This window comes from Streptomyces sp. OfavH-34-F (assembly GCF_022347745.1).
Lineage (GTDB): Bacteria > Actinomycetota > Actinomycetes > Streptomycetales > Streptomycetaceae > Streptomyces.
Genome location: NZ_JAKRGC010000106.1, coordinates 1 through 19,993, shown reverse-complemented (window position 1 = coordinate 19,993; position 19,993 = coordinate 1). Strand labels below are relative to the sequence as shown.

Genomic DNA, 19,993 nt, shown 5'->3' with positions numbered 1-19,993 from the left:
CCTGTTCGGTGCTGGCGCTGGAGGTCCACCGTGCTCATGACGCGGCCGCCCCCGCCGCACCGGACCCGGTGGCCCGCTGCCGGGCGGGCGACCCGTCCGCCGCCGGACCGCTGCTGGCCGGTGAGGCGGCGCGGCAGGTTCTCGTCCTGGAGATGCTGGCCGGCATCGACGAGGCCGCCCCGGCGGGCGCCGGGCTGCGCCAGGTGATCGACGTCTCCGCGGAGGGCCAGCGGGTGCTCCGCGCCGCCGCCGCCCGCCGGGCCCGCGTGCGGCGCTGAGCGGCGCCGTACGGCCGCTACTCCGCCGCCACCGCGGGGGCCTCCGGGGCCTCGGGGGTCTCGGGGGCCTCGTCCTTCTCCTTCTCCTTCTCCAGCTCGGCCGCGCGCCGGTCGATGGCGGGGGCCAGGGCGAGGACCCCCAGCGGGGCGACGACGCCCGCCAGCGCGCAGGACCACCACAGGAAGGCCGGGCCCGTACTGGAGTAGAGGGCGGTGCCCACGGTCAGCGCCAGGAAGCGCGACGAACCCCACAGCCACTGGAAGGCGCCCTGGTAGCGGCCCCGCGCGTGCTCGGGCGCGATGCTCTGGATCGTCGCGGAGTGGATGCCGCCGATCGCCGCCTCGCCGACGGACCACACCACGACGGTGGCGGCGTAGGTCCAGACGTCGTGGGCGAGTCCGGTGAGCGCGACACCCACGCCGATGAGCCCGGCCGCGCAGACGTAGACGGCGAGCGGCCGGAACCGGTCCAGGACCGTGGAGGCGATGGGCTGGAGGACGACGACCACGACCGCGTTGACGGTCGCCATCAGACCGAGGACCTTGGGCGAGAGCCCGTCGTCGCGGATGGAGAGCGGCAGCGCCGCCTCGGTCAGCGAGTAGATGGCGAGGGTGATGCCGAAGAGGGGCAGCAGCCCGCGCATCAGCGGGTCGCGGAACACCACGCCGTACCCCCTGGTCGGCCGGCTGGCGAGGGGGATGGACCCCTGCTTGTCGGCGGGCAGCAGACTCGCCACGATGAACGCGTAGGCGATCGAGCAGCTGCCGTCGACCAGGAAGAGCAGCCAGTAGCCCTGCTCGGCGAGGAACCCGCCGAGGATGCCGGCCCCGGCGCTGCCGATGTTGACCGCCCAGTAGACCAGCGAGAACGCGTGGCGACGGCGATCCGCTTCGACGGACGCGCCGAGGATCGCGTTGGCGGAGGGGCTGACCATCGTGCCGCAGATGCTGAGGACGGCGGCCGCGAGGGCGAGCGCCACGAGGTTGGGCGCCACGAAGAGCAGACCGTGCGAGAGGGCCGTGCCGATGAGCCCGGTGATCATGGTCTGGCGGCGGCTCCAGCGGTCCGCGAGCACCCCGCTGAGCAGCGGGCCCACGAGCGTGCCTATCCCCAGGCAGCCCAGCACGTACGTGACTTGGGAGGTGCTGACGTCCCGTGAGCCGAGGTAGTAGACGAGGAAGGGCACTACCATGAAGCCCAGACGGTTCACGATCGTTCCGCCGAAGATGATCCAGGCGGTGCGGGGGAGGCCCTTGTAGGAGGAGAGCATGGCCGCATGATGTGCGGCCTGCGAGGGCCCGGCAAATGATTCAGCGATGACTGAATGGTGGAGGGGATCGGCTCTGGCGGAAATGGAGTTCTCCGCGAGCGACCTCGCGCGCATGCGGTTCTCGATCTCGCCCATGTGGGAGGTCGTCACCAGCTACCGGCTACTGCGCGCCGTCCGTCCTGCCGCCGTCCACCTCCCCTGGATCGAACAGGTCCGCCCCCGCCTCGTGGATGCCGGACTGGACCGCGGCTGGCTCGCCGCGCTCATCCCGCCGAGCGGCTACCTCCCGGACTTCCTCAACCCCGCCCCGGCCGGCCACGCCCCCGCGCTGCACGAGGAACTCGACGCGATCCGGGGCTCGGCGGCCGAGGCGGTGCGCCGGGACCTGGAGCACCTGGGGCACCACCTGGACCGGCCGGCGCCACGGATCGGGACGCTGAACGCCGACCCGGAGAGCGGGCTGGCCGAGGTCGCGGAGGAGATCGAGCGGTACTGGGAACTCGCCCTCGCGCCCTACTGGCAGCGGATGCGGACCGTCCTCGACGCCGATGTCTTCCACCGCGCGCGCCAGGTCGCCGAGTACGGCGCGGGCGCCCTCTTCAACGGACTGCACGCCAAGATCAGCTGGGACGACAACACCCTGCGGCTCGTCCGCCGTCAGGAAACCCTCCACCGCACGACCAAGGGCGCGGGGCTGCTGCTCATCCCCTCGGTGTTCGCCGGACCGGGCGTACTCACGGTCGTACGGGACGAGGAGCCGCTCCAACTGGCCTACCCCGCGCGCGGCGTGGGAGTCCTGTGGGACCGGACCGCCCCGGCACGGTCCGAGGCGGTCACCGCCGTGCTCGGCCGCTCGCGCACCCTGCTGCTCACCGAACTCCAGGCGCCCGCCTCCACCACCGAACTGGCCCGGCGTACCGGCATCTCGCCGGCCGGGGTCTCCCAGTTCCTCACCGCGATGCGCGACGCCGGACTCGTCAGCGCGCACCGCGCCGGCCGGTCCGTGCTGTACGCGCGCACGTCGGTCGCCGACGACCTGCTCGGTACGCGGCCCGGCTGAGCGGCCCGGCGTCGCGCCCCGGGGAGCCCCGGGGCGCGACGCCCTTCCGAGCTGGGGAAACGGTCGGCTAGAAGCGCACGACCACCTTGCCCGCGGCGTCGCCCCGCCCGGCGCGTTCCAGCCCGTCCGGGACGAGCCGGTCCAGGGTGATGACGTCGTCCAGCGCCGTCGTGGCGATCTCCGGGTGCGCGGTGAGGAGGGCCAGCGCCTCGGGGAGGTCCTGGTCGCAGATGTGGACCTTGGAGGTGTCGAGCGTGATCTCTTCCAGGACCAGCCGGGTCAGGTCGAGCGGCGAGGGGTCGCGGTGGAGGCCGACCAGCCGTACGAGTCCGCCCCTGCACACCGCGTTCATCGCGGTCGCGAGGCCGGCGACCGCCCCGGACGCCTCGATCACGACATCCGCGCCGTGACCGCCCGTCGCCGCGCGGATCGCGGCGCTCGCGTCCTCGCGCGAGGCGTCGATCAGCAGCCCCGCACCCGCCCGGCGCCCGGTCTCCAGCCGGGCCGCCGACACGTCCACGCCGACCGTCTCGACGCCCCGGGCCGCGCAGGCGGCCACCGCGAGGGAGCCGATACCGCCCAGGCCGATCACCACGACCGTCCGGCCGGGCTCGGGCGTGATGCCCCGAACCGCCCGCAGCGCCACGGCGAGCGGCTGGGCCATGATCGCGACATCGGCGTCCAGGCCGCCCGCCGAACGGCTGATCCTGGCCGGGACGTTGACCCGTTCGGCCAGACCGCCGTCCACGTGCAGCCCGAGCGTGTAGTAGCGCGCGCAGACATTGGTCCGGCCCCGCACGCAGTAGCGGCACTCCCCGCACGAGACTCCGGAACCCGGGACGACCAGGTCGCCCGGCGCGAAGGCGTCGACGCCGGGGCCGGTCGCGACGACCTCGCCGACCATCTCGTGGCCGATGACCAGCGGCCCCTGGTGGCCGCTCGCGAAGTGCGGCTTCGCCAGCGGGATGAGGTGCGGACCGGACGCGTACTCTTCGACGTCCGTGCCGCAGATGCTCGCGCGCACCATGGCGAGCTGGATCTCCCCGGGCCCGGGGGCCGGGGGATCGGGCCACTCCTGGACCCGGACGTCGCGCCTGCCGTGGAATACAGCGGCCTTCATGGCAGTGGTCTCCCTGGATACGAGGGGATGTGGGGCCGGTCGGGAACGGGTCAGGCCGGAAGAACCGGGGCCTCGTGCAGGAGCGCCCCGACGTGGGCGCCGTTGGCGACGTTCACCACGACATCGCCGGCGGCCGAGGGGATGGCCCGGACGCTGCCGCCGATGAAGCCGTTGACGCCGGTGATGATCCCCCACACGGGACGGAACCGGTCCGTGCCGCCGCCCGGGACCGGGACCGTCTCCTGGGCGGGCCGCACCCGGCGCTGCACCACGTGCGGGCTGTCGAGCGCGGCGAGGACGTGCGCGCGCCAGGCATCGGGGGTGAGGTCGTCGGCCCAGCCGAGCACGACGCCCTTGCCGCCGGAGAGCGAGGTGGGCTTGAGGACCAGGTCGTCGGCGTGGGCCAGCGCGTACTCGACGAGGTCGACGCGTTCGCCGTTCTCCAGCGTCACCTCCTCGCGGCGGACCCGGCGCGTCCACGGCAGGATGCGGTCCAGGGAGGCGAGGGTCTCGGCCGTGAACACGTGCCGGTTGCCCTCGTCCGAGAGCAGCGACAGCGCCGCCTTGCTCGCGTAGGCGGAGGTGTCGAGCGGGGTGAAGATCTTGACCTCGCCCCGGCGCGCGGCGTCGAAGACGGGAGCGGTCAGCCGGGCGGCGCCCGGGGTGATGACGTCACGGATGAGGAAGATGCGCACGATGATGTCGACGGCCCGCTCGCCGAGCCACACACGCCCGTCGCGCGCCTCCAGCTGACCGAGGTGGCAGGGGGTGGCGTCGAGGCCGAGTCCGGCCCAGCGTTCGCACAGCTGCGTCATGTAGGGCAGTTCGTCGGAGAAGGCGGACGGCCACTCGGTGAGCGCGACGACCGGGTGGTCGTCGGCCGAGAAGCCGGTCTCGGTGAGGATGTTGTGGACCTGCTCGCGCAGCGAGTCGACGAAGGTCAGCCCGTGCCGTTCGGCGAACTCGGCGAGGACGGGGACCTCGAGCAGCTCGCGGCAGACGTCGACGTTGTCCACGCCGCCTATCGCGCTGCCGAGGTTGAGTTCGAGGAGCTTGAAGCCGGTCCCGTCGCAGACCAGGTCGGCGCGGCTCTGCCGGGTCATCCGCTCGCCCCGGTTCTGCATGACCGCCTCGACCTGCGGTTCGGTGAGCCCGACGGCGCGCGCGAAGGCGGCGAAGTCCCCGCCGAAGAGCTTCTCGGGCAGACTCTCCAGCGCGCTGAGGAGGTTGTGCAGGTCCTTGGCGAGCCGGCCCAGCTCCTCACCGCCGAGGAAGACCGGGCGGGCGAGCCACAGGCCCACGCCGTTCGGCTTGTCGCTGTTGAGGATCTTGTTCTGGGGCAGGGCGCCGAGCAGCTCCTCGCTCGACAGCCCGGCGGTCTCCAGCTCCGCGAGGTACGTGCTGGTCAGTGAGACGCGGTCCATTTCGTAACTCCTGGTCGTGGTGCGGGCGGGCGGGTGCGCCGCCGTGGTGAGTGCGTGGGACGGGTCCGGGGGTCACTCGGCGGTGGTCGTGGTCGTCTTCCCGGGCGCGGCGGGCGCGGGCACGGGCGCGAAGGAGACCGCCCCGGCGGGCAGGCTCCGCTCGACGCGTACGAGCACGGCCGCGCCGAGCGCCGCCGTGGTCGCGACGAGCAGCCACGGCAGGCGGCCGTCCACGGCGAGCAGCGAGGTGAACACCATCGGGCCGAGGGCGTACGCCAGTGACCAGGACAGCTGATAGGTGGCCAGGTAGCGGCCGCGCAGTGCCTGGGGCGCGGCGAACTGCGACAGCGCTCCGGAGGACGGGCTGTACACCATCTCGCCCACCGTCATGACGAGGACCGCGGCCAGCAGCCCGGTGAGCAGCGGCAGTACCCCGTCCGGCCGGACGGTGCCCAGGGCCGCCTGGCCGAGGAAGGCGACGCAGAAGAGCACGGCGCCCGCGGCCGCCGCCCGGGTCCGGGTGGCGAAGCGGCGCCGGGCGAGTGCGGCGACGGGAACGCCGAGCGTCGCGCACAGCACGGTGTTGAGGAGGAAGGCGCTGCCGACGAGACCGTCCGGCAGGCCCAGCAGCCCCGTGGCGTACAGCGGCAGGAGCGCGGTGAGCGCGGAGAAGCCGAGCGCGACGCAGAGGTTGGCGCAGACGAGCCCCAGGAACGGCCGGTCCTTGGCGACGACCCGGTAGCCCCCGCTCCGGGCGCGCGGGGCGGCGGGGTCGCGGGGCGGTGCGGGCGGCGTGCGCGAGGCGAGGAACCCCGCGGCGACGAAGCTCGCTCCGTTGACCCATGCCGTGACCGTGTAGCCGAAGTCGCCGGCGGTGGCGATGACGACCGAGGCGATCATCGTCCCCGCGCCGAGCCCCGCGTTGTTCAGGCTGCGGCTGAGCGCCTGGAGCCGGTCCCGGTCGGTGCCCGCGGCGAGTTCGGCCAGCCGCGCGTCCTGGGCGGGCCGGAAGGCGCGGGTGCCCACCGACGTGAACAGCGCCACGACGACGAAGGCCGGCAGGGAGTCGGCGAGCGGGAAGCAGGCGAAGCTCAGCCCCCGCATGACGTACAGGGAGATCTGCATGGTGCGGGCGCCGAAGCGGTCCACCGCGATGCCGACGAGGGGGACCGCGGCGATGCTGACGAGCCCCGTGACGGTCAGGACGAGCCCGATCAACGGCAGCGGCAGCCCCGTCACATGACGGAAGAACACCAGGCTGAACGGGACGTACATCCCGGAGCCGACCGCGTCCACGGCGATTCCGGAGACCAGGGCGCGTTCGCCCGGGAACCGGGGGCGGAGAAAGGACATGCGTCTCCCAAGGTGCGAGCCGGTACACCGCCGGCTCCCGGTAGGGTGCGGGGTGGGGCCGATGAGGGTCAGGACGGCGGGAAGCCCTCGGCCGCCGCGAGGAAGGCGTCGTTGTCGGCGGGCAGACCCAGGGTGACGCGGACTCCGGCCCCCGGCACGGCCCGTACCGAGATGCCCGCGCTCGCGCAGTGCGCGCCGAAGGCGGCGGCACGCTCGCCGAGCGGCAGCCAGAGGAAGTTGGCCTGGCTCTCCGCCACCCGCCACCCCAGCTTACGGAGGGCGTCGGTCACCCGGGCGCGTTCCGCCGTGACGATGTCCGTTCTCCGCCGCACCTCCTCGCCCGAGCGCAGCGCCGCGACGGCGGCCGCCTGGGCCACACTGCCCGCGCTGTACGGCAGATACGCCTTGCGCAGGGTGCCGATCACGCGGGGGTCGCCCACCGCGTAGCCGATGCGCAGCCCGGCGAGCCCGTACGCCTTCGAGAAGGTCCGCAGGACGACGAGGCCGGGCCGGCCGGGCAGCAGGGAGAGTCCGTCGGGCGTGCCCGGGTCGCGTACGTACTCGTGGTACGCCTCGTCCAGGACGACGAGGCAGCCGGCGGGCACCCGGTCGAGGAACTCCTCCAGTTCCGCGCGGCCGACGACGGTGCCGGTCGGGTTGTTCGGGTTGCAGACGAAGATCAGCCGGGTGCGGTCGGTCACCCGGTCCGCCATCGCCGCGAGGTCGTGGACGTCGTCGCGCAGCCCCACCTGCACGGCGGTCGCCCCGGCGAGCCGGGTGAGGATCGGGTACGCCTCGAATGAGGGCCAGGCGTAGAGGACTTCGTCTCCCGGTCCGGCGACGGCGGTGATCAGCTGCTGGGCCACGCCGACCGAACCGCAGCCGAGCATGATGCCCTCCGGGCTCTGCCCGAACCGCTCCGCGAGTTCGGTGACGAGCGCCTGACCGGCGTTGTCGGGGTAGCGGTTGATACCCGCCGCGGCCTCCGCGATCGCCTCCGCCACCTTGGGCAGAGTGCCGAACGGTGTCTCGTTGGCGGCGAGCGCGTACGAACGCCCCGCCGGGGACAGCGCGGGCTTCTGCGGCCGGTAGCTCACGAGGCCGGACACGGCGGCCCTGAAGAGCGGAAGTTCGTCCGAACGGTCCGGGGCCGCGTCCGTGGCCGGGGCGCCGTGTGTCGTGGTCATGAAGGGGTGTCCTCTCCGGGGCGGTCAGGCCGCACGCAGCGCGTCGCGCAGCGCGGTGGCGGGGTCGGCGGCGGCCGGGACGTCGACCACGCAGCCGTGGGTGAGGGCGCGGCGCGCCTGCACCAGGTCGCGCGGGCGGTCCACGGTGAGGACGGCCCGCAGCCGGCCGCCCGCCAGCCACAGGACGGCCCAGTCCGGGTCCTCGGGCGAGCCCCGCAGAACCACCTGGTCGGCGTCGTGGTGGTCGCCCGCGTACTGCACGGTCCGGCCGAACTGCTCCGACCAGAAGTACGGGACCGGGTCGTGGCACACGTCCTCGCCGAGCAGCGCGGCGGCGGCCGGTTCGCTCGCCTTGAGCGCGGTGTCCCAGTGCTCGACCACCATGTGCCGCCCGTACCGCCGCGACCACCAGGCGGCGCAGTCGCCGAGCGCCACCACCTCGGGCCGCGCGGTGCGCAGGGACGCGTCCACGACCACGCCGCGCGCCAGGGCGAGGCCGGAACCGGCGAGCCAGTCCACCGCGGGCCGGGCGCCGATGCCCACCACGACGACGTCCGCCGCGAGGAACTCCCCGTCCGCCAGCCGCAGTCCGCCCGGGTCCACGGAGGCCACGGATGTGTCGCAGCGCAGGGTGACCCCGGCCGCCGCGTACCACGGGGCCGTCCACGCGCCGATGTCCGCTCCGACCGCGGCGGCCAGCGGAGCCGGGCCGACCTCCAGGACCGTGACCCGACAGCCCTTCCCGGCCGCGACCGTGGCAATCTCGGCGCCGATCCACCCGGCGCCGACCAGCGTGAGCCGGGTGCCCGGGCGCAGCAGCGGGCGCAGGGCGCGTGCGTCGTCCACCGTGCGGACCACGTGCTGCTTCCCGGTGCCGGGCAGCCTGAGGGGTTCGGCGCCCGTGGCCAGGACGAGGCCGTCGAAGGGGAGCGGACCCGCCGTCGTCCGCAGCACACCGCCGGGCCGGTGCTCGTCCAGTTCGAGGGATTCGGCGCGCTCACCGAGGCGCAGGCCGAGGTCCAGGCCGATCCAGTCGGTGGGGAAGGAGGTGTCCTCCTCCTCGTGGGCCAGCACCGACTTGGTGAGCGGCGGGCGGTCGTAGGGCGGATGCGGTTCCGCGCCGACGAGCGTGAGGGCCTTGCGGTAGCCGCGGGCGCGCAGTGCCGCGGCGGTGTGCGAGCCGGCGAGCCCGCCGCCGACGACGACGATGTTCTCCATGGTCACGTTGCCAGGTCTCCGTGGGGCGTGAAAGAGCGGGGCCGAAGGGGTACGGGCTCCGGCGCCGCCCGGTGCGGGCCGGCGCCGGAGCCCGGACGGTCAGTCGAGACCGAGCGCGGCGCGCATGGGCCGCAGCTTGGCGCAGGTCTCGGCGTACTCGACCTCGGGGTCGGAGTCCGCCACGAGGCCGCATCCGGCGTACAGCGACGCCGAGGCGCCCCGTACGAGCGCGGAGCGTATGGCCACGGCGAACTCCCCGTTCCCCTCCTGGTCCGCCCAGCCGACGCCGCCCGCGTACCAGCCGCGGTCGAAGCCCTCGTTGCGGGCGAGCCATTCCAGCGCCTCGGCGCGGGGGTGGCCGCCGAGCGCGGGTGTCGGCTGGAGCCGGGCGGCCAGCCCGAGGACTCCCTCCGCCGAGCCCTCGGGCAGCCGTCCCCGTACCGGAGTCGACAGGTGCTGGACATGGGCGAGTTTGAGGACCTGGGGCCCGGCCTCCGCCTCGACGTCGACGCAGGTCTCCGCGAGGGCGCCGCTCAGCATCCGCACCACGACCTCGTGCTCGTGCAGGAGCTTCGTGCTGCCGGACAGCTCCGCCTCCAGCGCCCGGTCCTCGGCGGGCGTCTTCCCGCGCGGGGTCGTCCCGGCGAGGCCCAGGGAGTGGACGTCCCGGTCCTCGACGCGGACCAGGTACTCGGGCGTCGCGCCGAGGAAGGTGGTGTCACCGTGCCCCAGCGCGAAGACCGTGGTGCCGGCGTAGGTCTCCCGCATCCGGCGGACCGCCGCGGGCACGTCGAACTCCCGGTCGGCGGTGATGTCCACGCGGCGGGCGAGCACCACCTTCTCGAAGTCGCCCGCCCGCATCCGGTCCGTGGCCCGGCGCACCAGGTCCTTCCACGCGTCGGCGTCGGGCGTGTCGACGCTCGCGCGCGGCCGGGGGGAGGGCTTCGGCCCGCTCGTGTCCCGGGCGGCCAGGCACCGTTCGGCCCGCAGGGCCAGTGCCTGTGCGACCAGCCCGGGGTCGTCGCTCCCGTCCACGAGGGCGTTGACCCGCAGCTCCGCCGGGTGCGTGCCGCCCGGTGGACCGCTCGGAGCCGAGGAGCGCAGCTGGAGGAGCGGCACCCACAGCAGTGCCTCGGGCAGCTCGCCCGGCGCCGCACCCGTACCGTCGCCGAATGCGAAGCCGCCGACGGCGAGGGGCCCCGCACCGTATCCACCGCCGTCCGTGACCGCGTCGCGCACCAACTCGGTCCAGGCGGCCCGGACGGCAGGGATACGGCCGGCTCCCGTACCGCGCAGGTCGTGGGCGCTGCCGAAGGCGAGAACGGTCGCGCCGTCCCACGCCGACTGCCAGTAGAGGGAGCGCCCGGCGTGGCGGCGGGCTCCGGCCCAGATGGCGAAGGGGTCGGCCGGCGCGCATGCGACGGCCCAGCTGACGAGGGCGTGGTGGCCGGTGGCGCGGGCCCGTTCGACGCCCGCGCGGCAGGCGTCCACGAGCGCGGTCCGTTCGTCGGGCGTGAGGGTGAAGACGCCGGGGCTCGGCGCGGTATCGACGCTCATCCCTAATACACCCCCTCGATGATGGACTGGCCGCTGTCGCCACTGTGCACCTGGATGTCGGCGACGCCGTCCTGCGGATAGGCCGCGGTCGGGGCGACGCGGACGAGCGAGTCCCGCTCCAGCGTCCAGGGCACCAGCAGGTCCCGGGAGAGCAGGCTGATGCGGGCCTGCCCGCGCTCGCCGTAAGCCACCTCGCGGGTGGGCTCCGCGGGGTCGACGACCTTGACCCTGCTGTACGGGTGGAACGGCACGAAGACGCACGGGTGGGTGTCCCCGGGCTCCCGGGGGCGCTGCGGGGCGATGCCCATCATGGTGTTGCCGTACAGCCCGACGACGGCGGCGTCGGGGAACAGCTCCTCCTCGAAGGCCCGCAGTGTCTCCGGGCTGACGCTGGTGCCGGCCCAGATGATGCCCCGCACCTTGCGCTGGACGAGGTCGAGGAGGCTGTCGTCGGCGCAGAGGGCCTCCAGCACCGGCGGGGTGGCGAAGAGGACCGAGACGGGCTGCGTGTTCAGCACGTCCGCGGCCTGGGCGAGGATGTGCTTGACGTAGCGCCCGGCCTCCTCGCCCCTGCCCTGCTTGACGCAGCTCTTCACCCAGCGGGGGTCGAAGTCGATGTAGTGGCAGAACGTCGAGCGCATCTGGGCGAGCAGGCCGACCGAACGGCCGACGATGTGCGGCCCGGTGGGACCGATGTGCAGCCAGTGCCCCCCGCCGGTCCCGGGCACCCCGTGGTCGGCGAGGACCTCGCTGACCCAGTGGACGCCGTTGCGCCGGGAGCGCGATTCGACGATGCGCTTGGGCGAGCCGGTCGTGCCGCCGCTGTCGAAGACCTGGAAGTCCCAGGGGTCGCCCGCGGTGCCCGCCGGGACGAGGTCGTCGACGGAGACGGCTCGCCACTCCTCGCTCACGTCGGGGAAGCGGTCGAGGTCGTCCCAGGTGCGGATGTCCGTCAGGGGGTCGAAGCCGAGGTCGGCGGCGCGCTTGAGCCAGAACGGGGAGCCCGTCCCGGGGGAGAAGTGCCACCGCATGGCGGCGGGTACGAACTCGTCGGGCCCGAGGTCCGAGGTGAACGGGTCGGTGATGTGACGCGACATGCTGTCCTCCAAGGGGGTGTCAGGCCGAGGCGAGGGAACCGGCGGGGCGGGCGGTCGACGCGAGCGGGCGGTCCACGGCTTCGAGCAGCGGGACCAGCTTCTCCATGAGGTCGGCGAACTGCGCGCCGTCGAGAGCCTGGGCGCCGTCGCACAGCGCGGCACGGGCGTCGGTGTGCACGTCGATGATGAGCCCGTCGGCGCCGGCGGCGGCCGCGGCCAGCGACATCGGCCCGACCAGGTGCGGCTTGCCGGTGCTGTGGCTCGGGTCGACGATGACCGGGAGGTGGGTGAGGCGCTTGGCCTCGGCCACCGCGCTGAGGTCCAGCGTGAAACGCGTACTGCGGTCGTAGCTGCGGATGCCGCGCTCGCACAGGACGACGTCGTCGTTCCCCATGTGGAGGAGGTACTCGGCGGCGAGCAGCCACTCCTCGATCGTGGCCGACATCCCGCGCTTGAGCAGGACCGCCTTGCCCGCCGCACCGACCTCGCGCAGCAGCTCGAAGTTCTGCATGTTGCGGGCGCCGATCTGGAGCATGTCGCTCTCCTCGGCGACGCACTCGACGTCCTTCGGCGTGACGACTTCGGTGACGACCGGCAGTCCCGTGCGCCGGCGCTGCTCCGCGAGGAGCGTGAGACCCGCGAGCCCGAGGCCCTGGAAGCTGTACGGAGAGGTGCGGGGTTTGAAGGCGCCGCCCCGCAGGACGGTCGCGCCGCCGGCGTGCACCAGGTCGGCGATCCCGGTCATCTGTTCGGCGCTTTCCACCGCGCAGGGGCCGGCGATGACGACGAACTCGTCCCCGCCGAAAACCGCCTGGACATTCTTGCCGACCCGGACACGGGTGTTCTCCTCGCGGAAGGCGCGGCTCGTGAGCCGCTGCGCCCCCGCGACCCGCAGGACACGGGTGACATCCGGGAGATCCTGCAGTATGTCGGCCAGTTCCGGCGTTCCGGAACTCTCGGAGACGAGCACCGTGGAATTCCCGAGGATCGTTAAGGTAGTGTTGATTCCGTTTTTCGAAAGCGCTTCGGTGACGTTACCGACACTTTCTTGGGGTGCTGATGAATCCATTGTGACGATCACGGAATCCCCTTCCACGAGCTTATGAATTCTTTTCTCTTTTGTGCCGCTGGCGACAGTAGTCGAGCCCCTCGCCGACCCGCAAGCGTCATTTTTCGAGGTGCGGAACGGGCAAGACGGAGAAAAATCCCAAGCCGTCATCTTTGTGTTGCAAGTGCGCATCGCTCTGCGTAAGCGTGCAGAGCTGTAGAAAGAGGTCCAATTCGGACGTCAAGCCGCGCATGTTGGGCGATCAACGTGTAGTACCCGGAGAGGGTTGCTGCCGGTTGTGCAGGAGTCGGTGCGGCGAGTGAAGGTTGTGTGTGCGCGTGGCGGTCCCGTCGGCGCGCCGCTTTCTGGAATTAAATGCTCCGAATTTAGTTGAATTTTTGTTCTTTTATTTATCTGGAGTTTGCCCTGCGTCGTGTTAGGTTCTCCCGGGTCCTGCCGCCCCGGCGGGGTCGTTTCCGTTCGAGTCGTGGAGTGCAGCGTGAAGCTGATCGACATTAGTCAGGGCTGGTCCGAGGGCATGCCCTCCTACGATGCGCCGTGGTATCCGGAATTCCATATTCAGCGCGCCATGACCCCGGCGTCCGACCCCGCGGGGGTCGGGCGAACCTTCTCCAACCTGGAGATATTCCCCCACAACGGGACGCATGTGGAGGCCGGCTACCACTTCTTCGAGGACCGGGAGAAGATCGACGAGGTCCCGCTCAGCACGTTCGTCGGCCGCGCCGTCGTCGCGGACCTCTCCCACAAGCGCGACCTGGACCCGGTGACGGGCGACGACCTGGAGAAGGCCGTCCGCGACGTGTGGCAGGAGGGCGACCGGCTGCTGATCCGCACCGACCACCCCGACCGGTACCTCGGGCGCAAGGACTACTGGGACAAGCCTCCGTACCTCACCGTCTCGGCCGCCGACTGGATGGCCGCCAACGGCACCACGCTCGTCGGCATGGACTGCATCACCGAGCGGCCCGACGACCGCAGCGGCCAGGTGCACCGCGCCCTGCTCTCCGCCGGCATCCCGATCCTGGAGAACATCCAGAACCTCGCCCTCATCTCCAACCCCGTGGTCCAGCTCATGGCCCTGCCCATCAAGATCGCCGACGTGGAGGCCGCACCGGCCCGCGCCGTGGTCTTCGACGGCTGGCCGTTCTGACCGGCTGAAGCCACGACACCCACCGGTTCCGGGCCGGTCCGGCCCGGTGTGCCCCGGCGAACCATCGAACCGGCCCTGCGAGCCGGTCCCGAACCGGTCCCGAACCGGAGGAAGTTGATCTGGCGTGCTGTTACCCGTACCCGCTCTCCGCGCCGGCGAGGAACGAACCTCCCGCGACACCCGTGTGCTGCACGGTGTCACCGGCGAACCCCTGGCGACCGTCCACGAGGTCCCGGCCCTCCTGGCCCGGATGACGGTCAAGAACATGCGACGGGCACCCGAGACGGACCCCGCCGAACTCCTCCCCGTCCTCGCCGAGGCGGGCAGACTCTTCGCCAAGGCGACCCTCGGCGGCCAGACCCCCGAGGAGTACTGCCGCCTCCAGGCGCTCGCCTCCGGCGTCCCCGTCACGGTGGCCCGCGGCGTCCTGGAACGCGTCGCCCGCGACACCGAGTCGCTCGGCGAGGCCGTCCGCCACCAGATACCCGCCGGCGCCGGCACCTCCGCCCGCTGGGTACGCCGCGGCAAGATCCTGTCCGTCATCGCCCCCAGCAACCACCCCGGCACCCACGGCGCCTGGCTCCAGGCGATCGCCATGGGCTACGGGGTCGCCGTCCGCCCCGGCGGCCGCGACCCCTTCACTCCGCTGCGCCTGGTCCACGCCCTGCTCACCGCCGGGCTCCACCCCGAGCGCGTCAGCCTCCTCCCCGGCGGGCACGCCGCCGCGGACGCCCTCACCGAGGCCGGTGACCTGGCCCTCGTCTACGGCGGTGAGGACACCGTCGCCCGGCTGCGCGGCAACGACCGGGTCCTCGTACGCGGACCGGGGCGCAGCAAGATCCTCGTGGACACCGAGGTGGACGACGCGCTGCTCGACCACCTAGTCGCCGAGATCGCCGGCGACGGCGGAGTGCGCTGCACCAACACGACCGCCGTCCTGACCACGGGCGACCACCGGCTCCTGGCCGAGCGGCTCGCGGAACGCCTCGCCGCGCTCCCCGCCCACCCGGTCACCGACCCCCGCGCGGTCCTCCCCGTACGGCCCCGGGCCGAGGCCGAGGCGCTGCGCGCGGCCGCCGCACGCGCTGCCGGGACGGCCCCCGACCTCGTCGCCGCCCATCCCGGGGAACCGCTGTCCCCCGTCGGCGGGGAGGCCGTGGCCCTGCGGCCCGCCGTGTTCCTCCTCGACCGCGGCGACCATCCGGCGCTGGCGACGGAACTCCCCTTCCCCTGCGCCTGGGTGGCCCCCTGGCGGAAGGCCGACGGCATGGCGCCCCTGGACGACTCGCTCGTCCTCGGCCTGCTCACCGAGGACGCCTCCCTCGTCGCGAAGGCCCTGGCCATGCCCGGGGTGCGCACCGTCGTCCACGGCCCGGTCGCCCGGTGGTGGCTGGACCCGTACCTGCCGCACGACGGCTACCTCGGCCAGTTCCTCAACGAGGCACGCGGCTACGCCCGCGTGTAGGCCGGCCCGTACCGCCGCCCGCCGTACGACCCATCTCTGCTTCCGCCCTCGTCCCTTGCCACCACGCACCGAGGTACCGACATGTCTGCTGCTTGCCCCGATCTCCCGCTCGTCGTCCTCCCCGCGAACAACCTGGTCCGTGCGACGTCCCGGCCCGCCGGGCCCGTCGAGGCCGCGCTGCGCGACGCGGTCACCGCGCTGGAGGACTTCCGCACCGAACTGCTGAACCCGAAGGGCGTGCGCGTGGCACCGCTGAGGGACGCCCTGGAGACCGCGGTGGAGGCCACCGACCGGCTCGCCGCACTGGCCCAGGTCGCGCCGATGGACGCCACCGCGCTCACCCCGATCGTCCCGAACCACACGTACTTCGGCGTCCGCACGGCCCCGATCGACGACGCCCGGCTCGTCTCCGAGGTCACGGTCATCGTCGCCCGCGCCCTCGCCGACCTGCGGATCGCACGCGTCTCGCTGAACCAGCAGGCCGCCGTGGTCCTCGCCATGGTCCACATCCTGCGCGGCCTGGACCCGCAGGACGCCGAACGCGACCCCGCGTCCCCCGAGACGCCGGCCGGCCCGGCCCCCGTCACCCCCGAGCAGGACGAACTGACGCGCTGGGTCATCACGCACCACTTCTACTTCGTGCTCAACCTCGCGGCGGCCGACTCCGTGCGGCGCGCGCTCGCCGCGCACCGGGACGGCGAGACGGCGGCGGCCGGCGAGGCGCTGCGCGAAGCGGCCGTGTACGTACGCGCGTTCACCGCGGCGATGATCCAGTCCGGCGACATGTCGGCGCCCTGCTACGACGCCGAGGTCCGGCCCACCATGGCCCCGCCCGCCGTCCCGGTGGCGCTCACCGGGCGCACCCAGCCGGAGCACAAGGCGTTCCGCAAGGCCATGCGCACCCTGGCACAGACCTGGACCGAGTCCTTCGAGAAGCTCGCCGCCGACGCCCCCGAGGTGGCGCTCGCCCGGGACGCGCTCCTGGAGGCGGACCTCCAGGACATCGAGCAGCACGTCACCATCACCGCCGCCCTCGTCGGTGACGACACCTCGATCATCCAGTCCGACGAGGCCGCCGGCAGCGCCATCGCCATGCTGCGCACCATGCGCCACACGCGCGCCGAGCAGTACCGTCCGCTGATGCGCTTCGGGGACAACGTGACGCTGATCGCCGACTGATCCGGCCGGCGCGGACGACTTCCCCAAGAGCAGAATCGGAGATCACAAGAGATGACTACACGTATCGCCCTGCTGGGCGGTCGGCCGAGCGTCCTTCGGTCGGCGGCCGAACTCGGCTGCGAGGTCACCATGCTGGCCAAGCCCGGTATGTACGACCCCGAGGCCGCGCGCCGCTGGTGCGCCGAGGTGATCGACGTCGACCTGGGCGACCAGCAGGCGGTCCTGGAGGCCGGGCGCGCGCTGCAAAACCGGCTGCCCGTGGCCCGGTTCTTCTCCCCGGCCGAACTGGGCCTCGTCACCGCGGCCCGGCTCAACGAGGAGTTCTCCCTCGGCGGCAACTCCCTGCACAGTGTCACCCTGCTCAAGGACAAGTCCGCGATGCGCCGCCACCTGGAGGGAACCGGCCTGTCCCCGGTCCGCTTCGCGGTCGTGCGCGGCGCGGACGAACTGGCCGGCTTCCTCACCGGAATCGGCGGCCCCGGCATCGTCAAGCCCCTCGACTACGGTGGCAGCAGGGACGTCCACAAGGTCGAGGGGCCCGGCCGGGCCGCCGAGGTCTGGGCGCGCGTCGAGGCCGCCGGACGCGACCGGATGCTGGTGGAGGAGTTCCTCACCGGCCACGAGGTGAGCGTGGAGGGCTTCTCGGCGGACGGCAGGCACACCGTCGTGGCCGTCACGGACAAGCTCCTCGGTACCGGCTTCGTCGAGGCGGGCCACTCGGTCCCGGCCCGCGTGGACGAGCGGACCCGCGAGGAGATAGCCGAGCTGACGGTGCGGCTGCTGGACGCGGTCGGCCTCGTCGAGGGCCCCTCGCACACCGAGATCATGATCACCCCCGACGGGCTGCGGATCATCGAGTCCCACAACCGGGCGGGCGGCGACAACATCCCCGAACTGGTCCGGCTCGCCTACGGCGTGGACCTCGTGCGCGCCGCCGTCGCCGTCCCGCTGGGCATCGAACCGTGGAAGGACGAGGTCCCCGCTCCCATCGGCGGCGCCGCGATCCGCTTCCTCACGGCCGAGCCCGGCGTGGTCGGCGAGGTCCACCTGCCGGACGACGGGCTGGAGGGCGTCACGCTGGGCGTCAAGGCGAAGCCAGGCATGGTGATCCCGCCGGTGACCTGGTCCGCCGACCGCGTGTGCGGCGAGGTGATCGCCGTGGGCCGGGACGCGGAGGAGGCGGTGGCCCGCGCCGAGGCCGCGGCCGCCCGCATCCTGATCCGGACCGGTCCCGCCGCCTGAGACCGCCCCGAGCTTCCACACCGGTGAGGAAAACATGAATGCTTCCAGCGCTCCGGCGGTCGTCATCGTCGACGCCTACGCCAGTTCGCGCTGTCTCGCGCCGCTCTTCAAGGCCCGCGGTCACGACTGCGTCCACGTCCAGAGCACGCCGGACATCCCCCCGAACTACGCACGCGGTTACCACCCCGACGACTTCGCCGCGCACATCGTCCACCACGGCGACCTCGCCGAGACGCTCCGGGCCGTCGGCGCGCACCGGCCGATCGCGGTGCTCCCCGGAGTCGAACGCGCGGTGCCCCTCGCCGACGAGCTGAGCGAGCGGCTGGCCCTGCCGTCGAACGGCACCGCGCTGAGCCCGGCGCGCCGCGACAAGTACCGCATGATCGAGACCGTCCGGGCAGCGGGCGTGCCGGCCGTCGAACAGCTCCGCACCACCGACCTGGACGAACTGCTGGGCTGGTACGAGAAGGCCGGCGGCGGCCGGGTCGTGCTGAAACCGATCAGCAGCGCGGGCAGCGACGGCGTCTTCTTCTGCTCCGGCGCCGAGGAGGTCGAGGCCGCCTTCCGCACGCTGCACGGGAGCACCAGCGTGCTCGGCCAGCGGAACGAGACCGTCCTCGCCCAGGAGTACCTGGTCGGCCACGAGTACATCGTCAACACCGTCAGCCGCGACGGCGTCCACCGCGTCTCCGACATCTGGAAGATGCACACCCTGAGCGCCAACGGCGTCGCCGAACTGGCCGCCGGCGCCGAACTGCTGCCCCGGCGCGGACCCGAACAGGACCTCCTGGTCGACCACACCGTCCGGGTGCTCGACGCCCTCGGCATCGCCCACGGCCCCGCCCACACCGAACTCAAGCTGACACCGGACGGCGTGCGCCTGGTCGAGACGGGGGCCCGGGTGTGCGGCGCCGACGTCCACGTCCCCGTCACGGCGGCGCTCGGCACCAGCCAGCTCGACCTCACCGTCGACGCCTGCACCGACCCCGGAGCCTTCCTGGCCCGGGCGGACGAGGACTACCGGATCGCCCGCCACGCCCGGATCGTCAACATGGTGGCCCCCCGCGGCGGAACCCTGCGCTCCTACCCCCGGCTGGCCGAACTGCGCGCCCTGGACAGCTTCCACGACGTGCTCTTCCGCGTTCAGCCGGGCGACCCGGTGCACCCCTCCACCGACGACTGGACCTTCCCGCTGCGGGTCTACCTCCTGCACGAGACCGCGGCGATCGTCGCCCGCGACGCGCTGACCACGCGGTACATGGACGGGAGCGACTTCTACGAGCTCACCTGACCCGGAGCGGCTTCCGGCGGAGGTCCGCATCGTGTGCGACGGCGCCCGGATCGGCACCGGGGCCGCGGAGCCCACGGGGAGTCCCTGACGGACACACGCCGCCGAGACGGAAGTGGAACGACGACCGGGGCCGCCACCCCCCACAGGAGAGGCCCCGGTCGTCTTCCGCGGGGCCGCAGGACGACCCCGTACTCATCTCAGCGCCGCGCGTGCGTTTTCTGTCACACCGCCGTGCACAGACTGAATGTTGCAGGTTGTACAAGTCATGGACGCGGCGCACGCCGAGGACGTAGCGTGCTGAGTCGCGCAGGGTGGCGCGGCAGTGGTGACCAGCTGCGATCAGACAGCAGGGCAGGGTTGAGGTAGTTGCTGGGGGACGACGCGGGGCTTACTGCCGCGGTGCTCGCGGCACAGCACGGGGACGAGGACGCCTTCCGTACTGTGTACCGCGCTGTGCAGCCGCGGCTGCTGGGCTACATAAGGACGCTGGTGGGGGAGCCGGACGCCGAGGACGTGGCGTCCGAGTCGTGGCTGCAGATAGCCCGCGACCTCGACCGGTTCAGCGGGGACGCCGACCGTTTCCGGGGCTGGGCGGCGCGCATAGCCCGCAACCGGGCCCTGGACCATCTCCGGATGCGCGGCAGACGGCCCGCCATAGCCGGCGACGAGACGGAGCTGTCCGACAAGCCGGCCGTCTCCGACACCGCCGACGAGGCGATCGAGGCCCTGGCGACCGGCCGCACCATGTCGCTCATCGCCCAGCTGCCGCAGGACCAGGCCGAGGCCGTGGTGCTCCGCGTGGTCGTCGGGCTCGACGCGAAGAGCGCCGCGCAGACGCTCGGCAAACGGCCCGGCGCGGTCCGCACCGCCGCCCACCGGGGGCTGAAGCGTCTCGCGGAACTGCTGCGGGCCGACAGCGGGGGCGAGCGCCCGGACGGCACCGAAGGACTGCCCGCCCCCGGCCCCGCCCCGGCCGGCGGTCCGCGCGACGGGCTGCGGATACCCGAGCCCGGCGGCCCGCCCGAGGAGGCG

16 protein-coding genes and 1 pseudogene are annotated in these 19,993 nt (G+C 73.0%); 8 read left to right on the top strand and 9 right to left on the bottom strand.

What is annotated here, in order from left to right; translation table 11 throughout:
• A pseudogene (locus MHW47_RS17430) lies at positions 1 to 278 on the top strand (hypothetical protein); the annotation flags it as partial.
• Positions 279 to 295: 17 nt separating this feature from the next.
• On the opposite strand, the gene MHW47_RS17425 reads toward MHW47_RS17430, so the two are convergent.
• Positions 296 to 1,549, bottom strand: coding sequence for an MFS transporter (locus MHW47_RS17425; RefSeq protein WP_239224315.1), 1,254 nt, complete (start codon positions 1,547 to 1,549; stop codon positions 296 to 298).
• Positions 1,550 to 1,631: 82 nt separating this feature from the next.
• On the opposite strand from MHW47_RS17425, the gene MHW47_RS17420 reads away from it, so the two are divergent.
• On the top strand, positions 1,632 to 2,609 hold the full coding sequence (locus MHW47_RS17420) for a helix-turn-helix transcriptional regulator (RefSeq protein WP_239224319.1): 978 nt from the start codon (positions 1,632 to 1,634) through the stop codon (positions 2,607 to 2,609).
• A 67-nt stretch (positions 2,610 to 2,676) separates the two neighbouring features.
• On the opposite strand, the gene MHW47_RS17415 is transcribed toward MHW47_RS17420, so the two are convergent.
• The 8 genes from MHW47_RS17415 to aroF form a co-directional block, all read right to left on the bottom strand.
• Positions 2,677 to 3,729, bottom strand: coding sequence for a zinc-binding dehydrogenase (locus MHW47_RS17415; RefSeq protein ID WP_239224313.1), 1,053 nt, complete (start codon positions 3,727 to 3,729; stop codon positions 2,677 to 2,679).
• A gap of 50 nt (positions 3,730 to 3,779) precedes the next feature.
• Entirely contained in the window at positions 3,780 to 5,153 is a 1,374-nt protein-coding gene (locus tag MHW47_RS17410; RefSeq protein ID WP_239224311.1) for a hypothetical protein, read from the bottom strand.
• A gap of 72 nt (positions 5,154 to 5,225) precedes the next feature.
• Positions 5,226 to 6,506 carry an MFS transporter gene (locus MHW47_RS17405; RefSeq protein ID WP_239224309.1) on the bottom strand — a complete coding sequence of 427 codons (1,281 nt, stop codon included), beginning with the start codon at positions 6,504 to 6,506 and terminating at the stop codon, positions 5,226 to 5,228.
• 68 nt (positions 6,507 to 6,574) lie between these two features.
• Positions 6,575 to 7,693, bottom strand: a complete 1,119-nt coding sequence (hisC, locus tag MHW47_RS17400; protein WP_239224307.1) for a histidinol-phosphate transaminase — start codon at positions 7,691 to 7,693, stop codon at positions 6,575 to 6,577.
• Between the two features lie 24 nt (positions 7,694 to 7,717).
• Positions 7,718 to 8,917, bottom strand: a complete 1,200-nt coding sequence (locus tag MHW47_RS17395) for an FAD-dependent oxidoreductase (protein ID WP_239224305.1) — start codon at positions 8,915 to 8,917, stop codon at positions 7,718 to 7,720.
• 93 nt (positions 8,918 to 9,010) lie between these two features.
• A complete protein-coding gene (locus tag MHW47_RS17390) occupies positions 9,011 to 10,468 on the bottom strand; it encodes an isochorismate synthase MenF (protein WP_239224303.1) in 1,458 nt (485 codons plus the stop codon).
• Positions 10,469 to 10,470: 2 nt separating this feature from the next.
• Positions 10,471 to 11,565 carry a phenazine biosynthesis protein gene (locus MHW47_RS17385; protein WP_239224301.1) on the bottom strand — a complete coding sequence of 365 codons (1,095 nt, stop codon included), beginning with the start codon at positions 11,563 to 11,565 and terminating at the stop codon, positions 10,471 to 10,473.
• A 19-nt stretch (positions 11,566 to 11,584) separates the two neighbouring features.
• Positions 11,585 to 12,634 (bottom strand): 3-deoxy-7-phosphoheptulonate synthase, encoded by a 1,050-nt coding sequence (gene aroF, locus MHW47_RS17380; protein ID WP_239224317.1) that lies wholly within the window; start codon positions 12,632 to 12,634, stop codon positions 11,585 to 11,587.
• 478 nt (positions 12,635 to 13,112) lie between these two features.
• On the opposite strand from aroF, the gene MHW47_RS17375 reads away from it, so the two are divergent.
• The 6 genes from MHW47_RS17375 to MHW47_RS17350 form a co-directional block, all read left to right on the top strand.
• Positions 13,113 to 13,784, top strand: coding sequence for a cyclase family protein (locus MHW47_RS17375; RefSeq protein WP_239224299.1), 672 nt, complete (start codon positions 13,113 to 13,115; stop codon positions 13,782 to 13,784).
• Between the two features lie 124 nt (positions 13,785 to 13,908).
• Positions 13,909 to 15,249, top strand: a complete 1,341-nt coding sequence (locus MHW47_RS17370) for an aldehyde dehydrogenase family protein (protein WP_239224297.1) — start codon at positions 13,909 to 13,911, stop codon at positions 15,247 to 15,249.
• An 81-nt stretch (positions 15,250 to 15,330) separates the two neighbouring features.
• The gene (locus MHW47_RS17365; protein ID WP_239224295.1) at positions 15,331 to 16,428 is read left to right on the top strand and encodes a hypothetical protein; all 1,098 of its coding nucleotides are present in this window, start codon (positions 15,331 to 15,333) and stop codon (positions 16,426 to 16,428) included.
• A gap of 51 nt (positions 16,429 to 16,479) precedes the next feature.
• Complete coding sequence (locus MHW47_RS17360) at positions 16,480 to 17,670, top strand: ATP-grasp domain-containing protein (protein WP_239224293.1); 1,191 nt, start codon at positions 16,480 to 16,482, stop codon at positions 17,668 to 17,670.
• 34 nt (positions 17,671 to 17,704) lie between these two features.
• Positions 17,705 to 18,961 (top strand): ATP-grasp domain-containing protein, encoded by a 1,257-nt coding sequence (locus tag MHW47_RS17355; protein ID WP_239224291.1) that lies wholly within the window; start codon positions 17,705 to 17,707, stop codon positions 18,959 to 18,961.
• 366 nt (positions 18,962 to 19,327) lie between these two features.
• A partial coding sequence (locus MHW47_RS17350; protein ID WP_239224289.1) for an RNA polymerase sigma factor occupies positions 19,328 to 19,993 on the top strand: 666 nt, incomplete at its 3' end.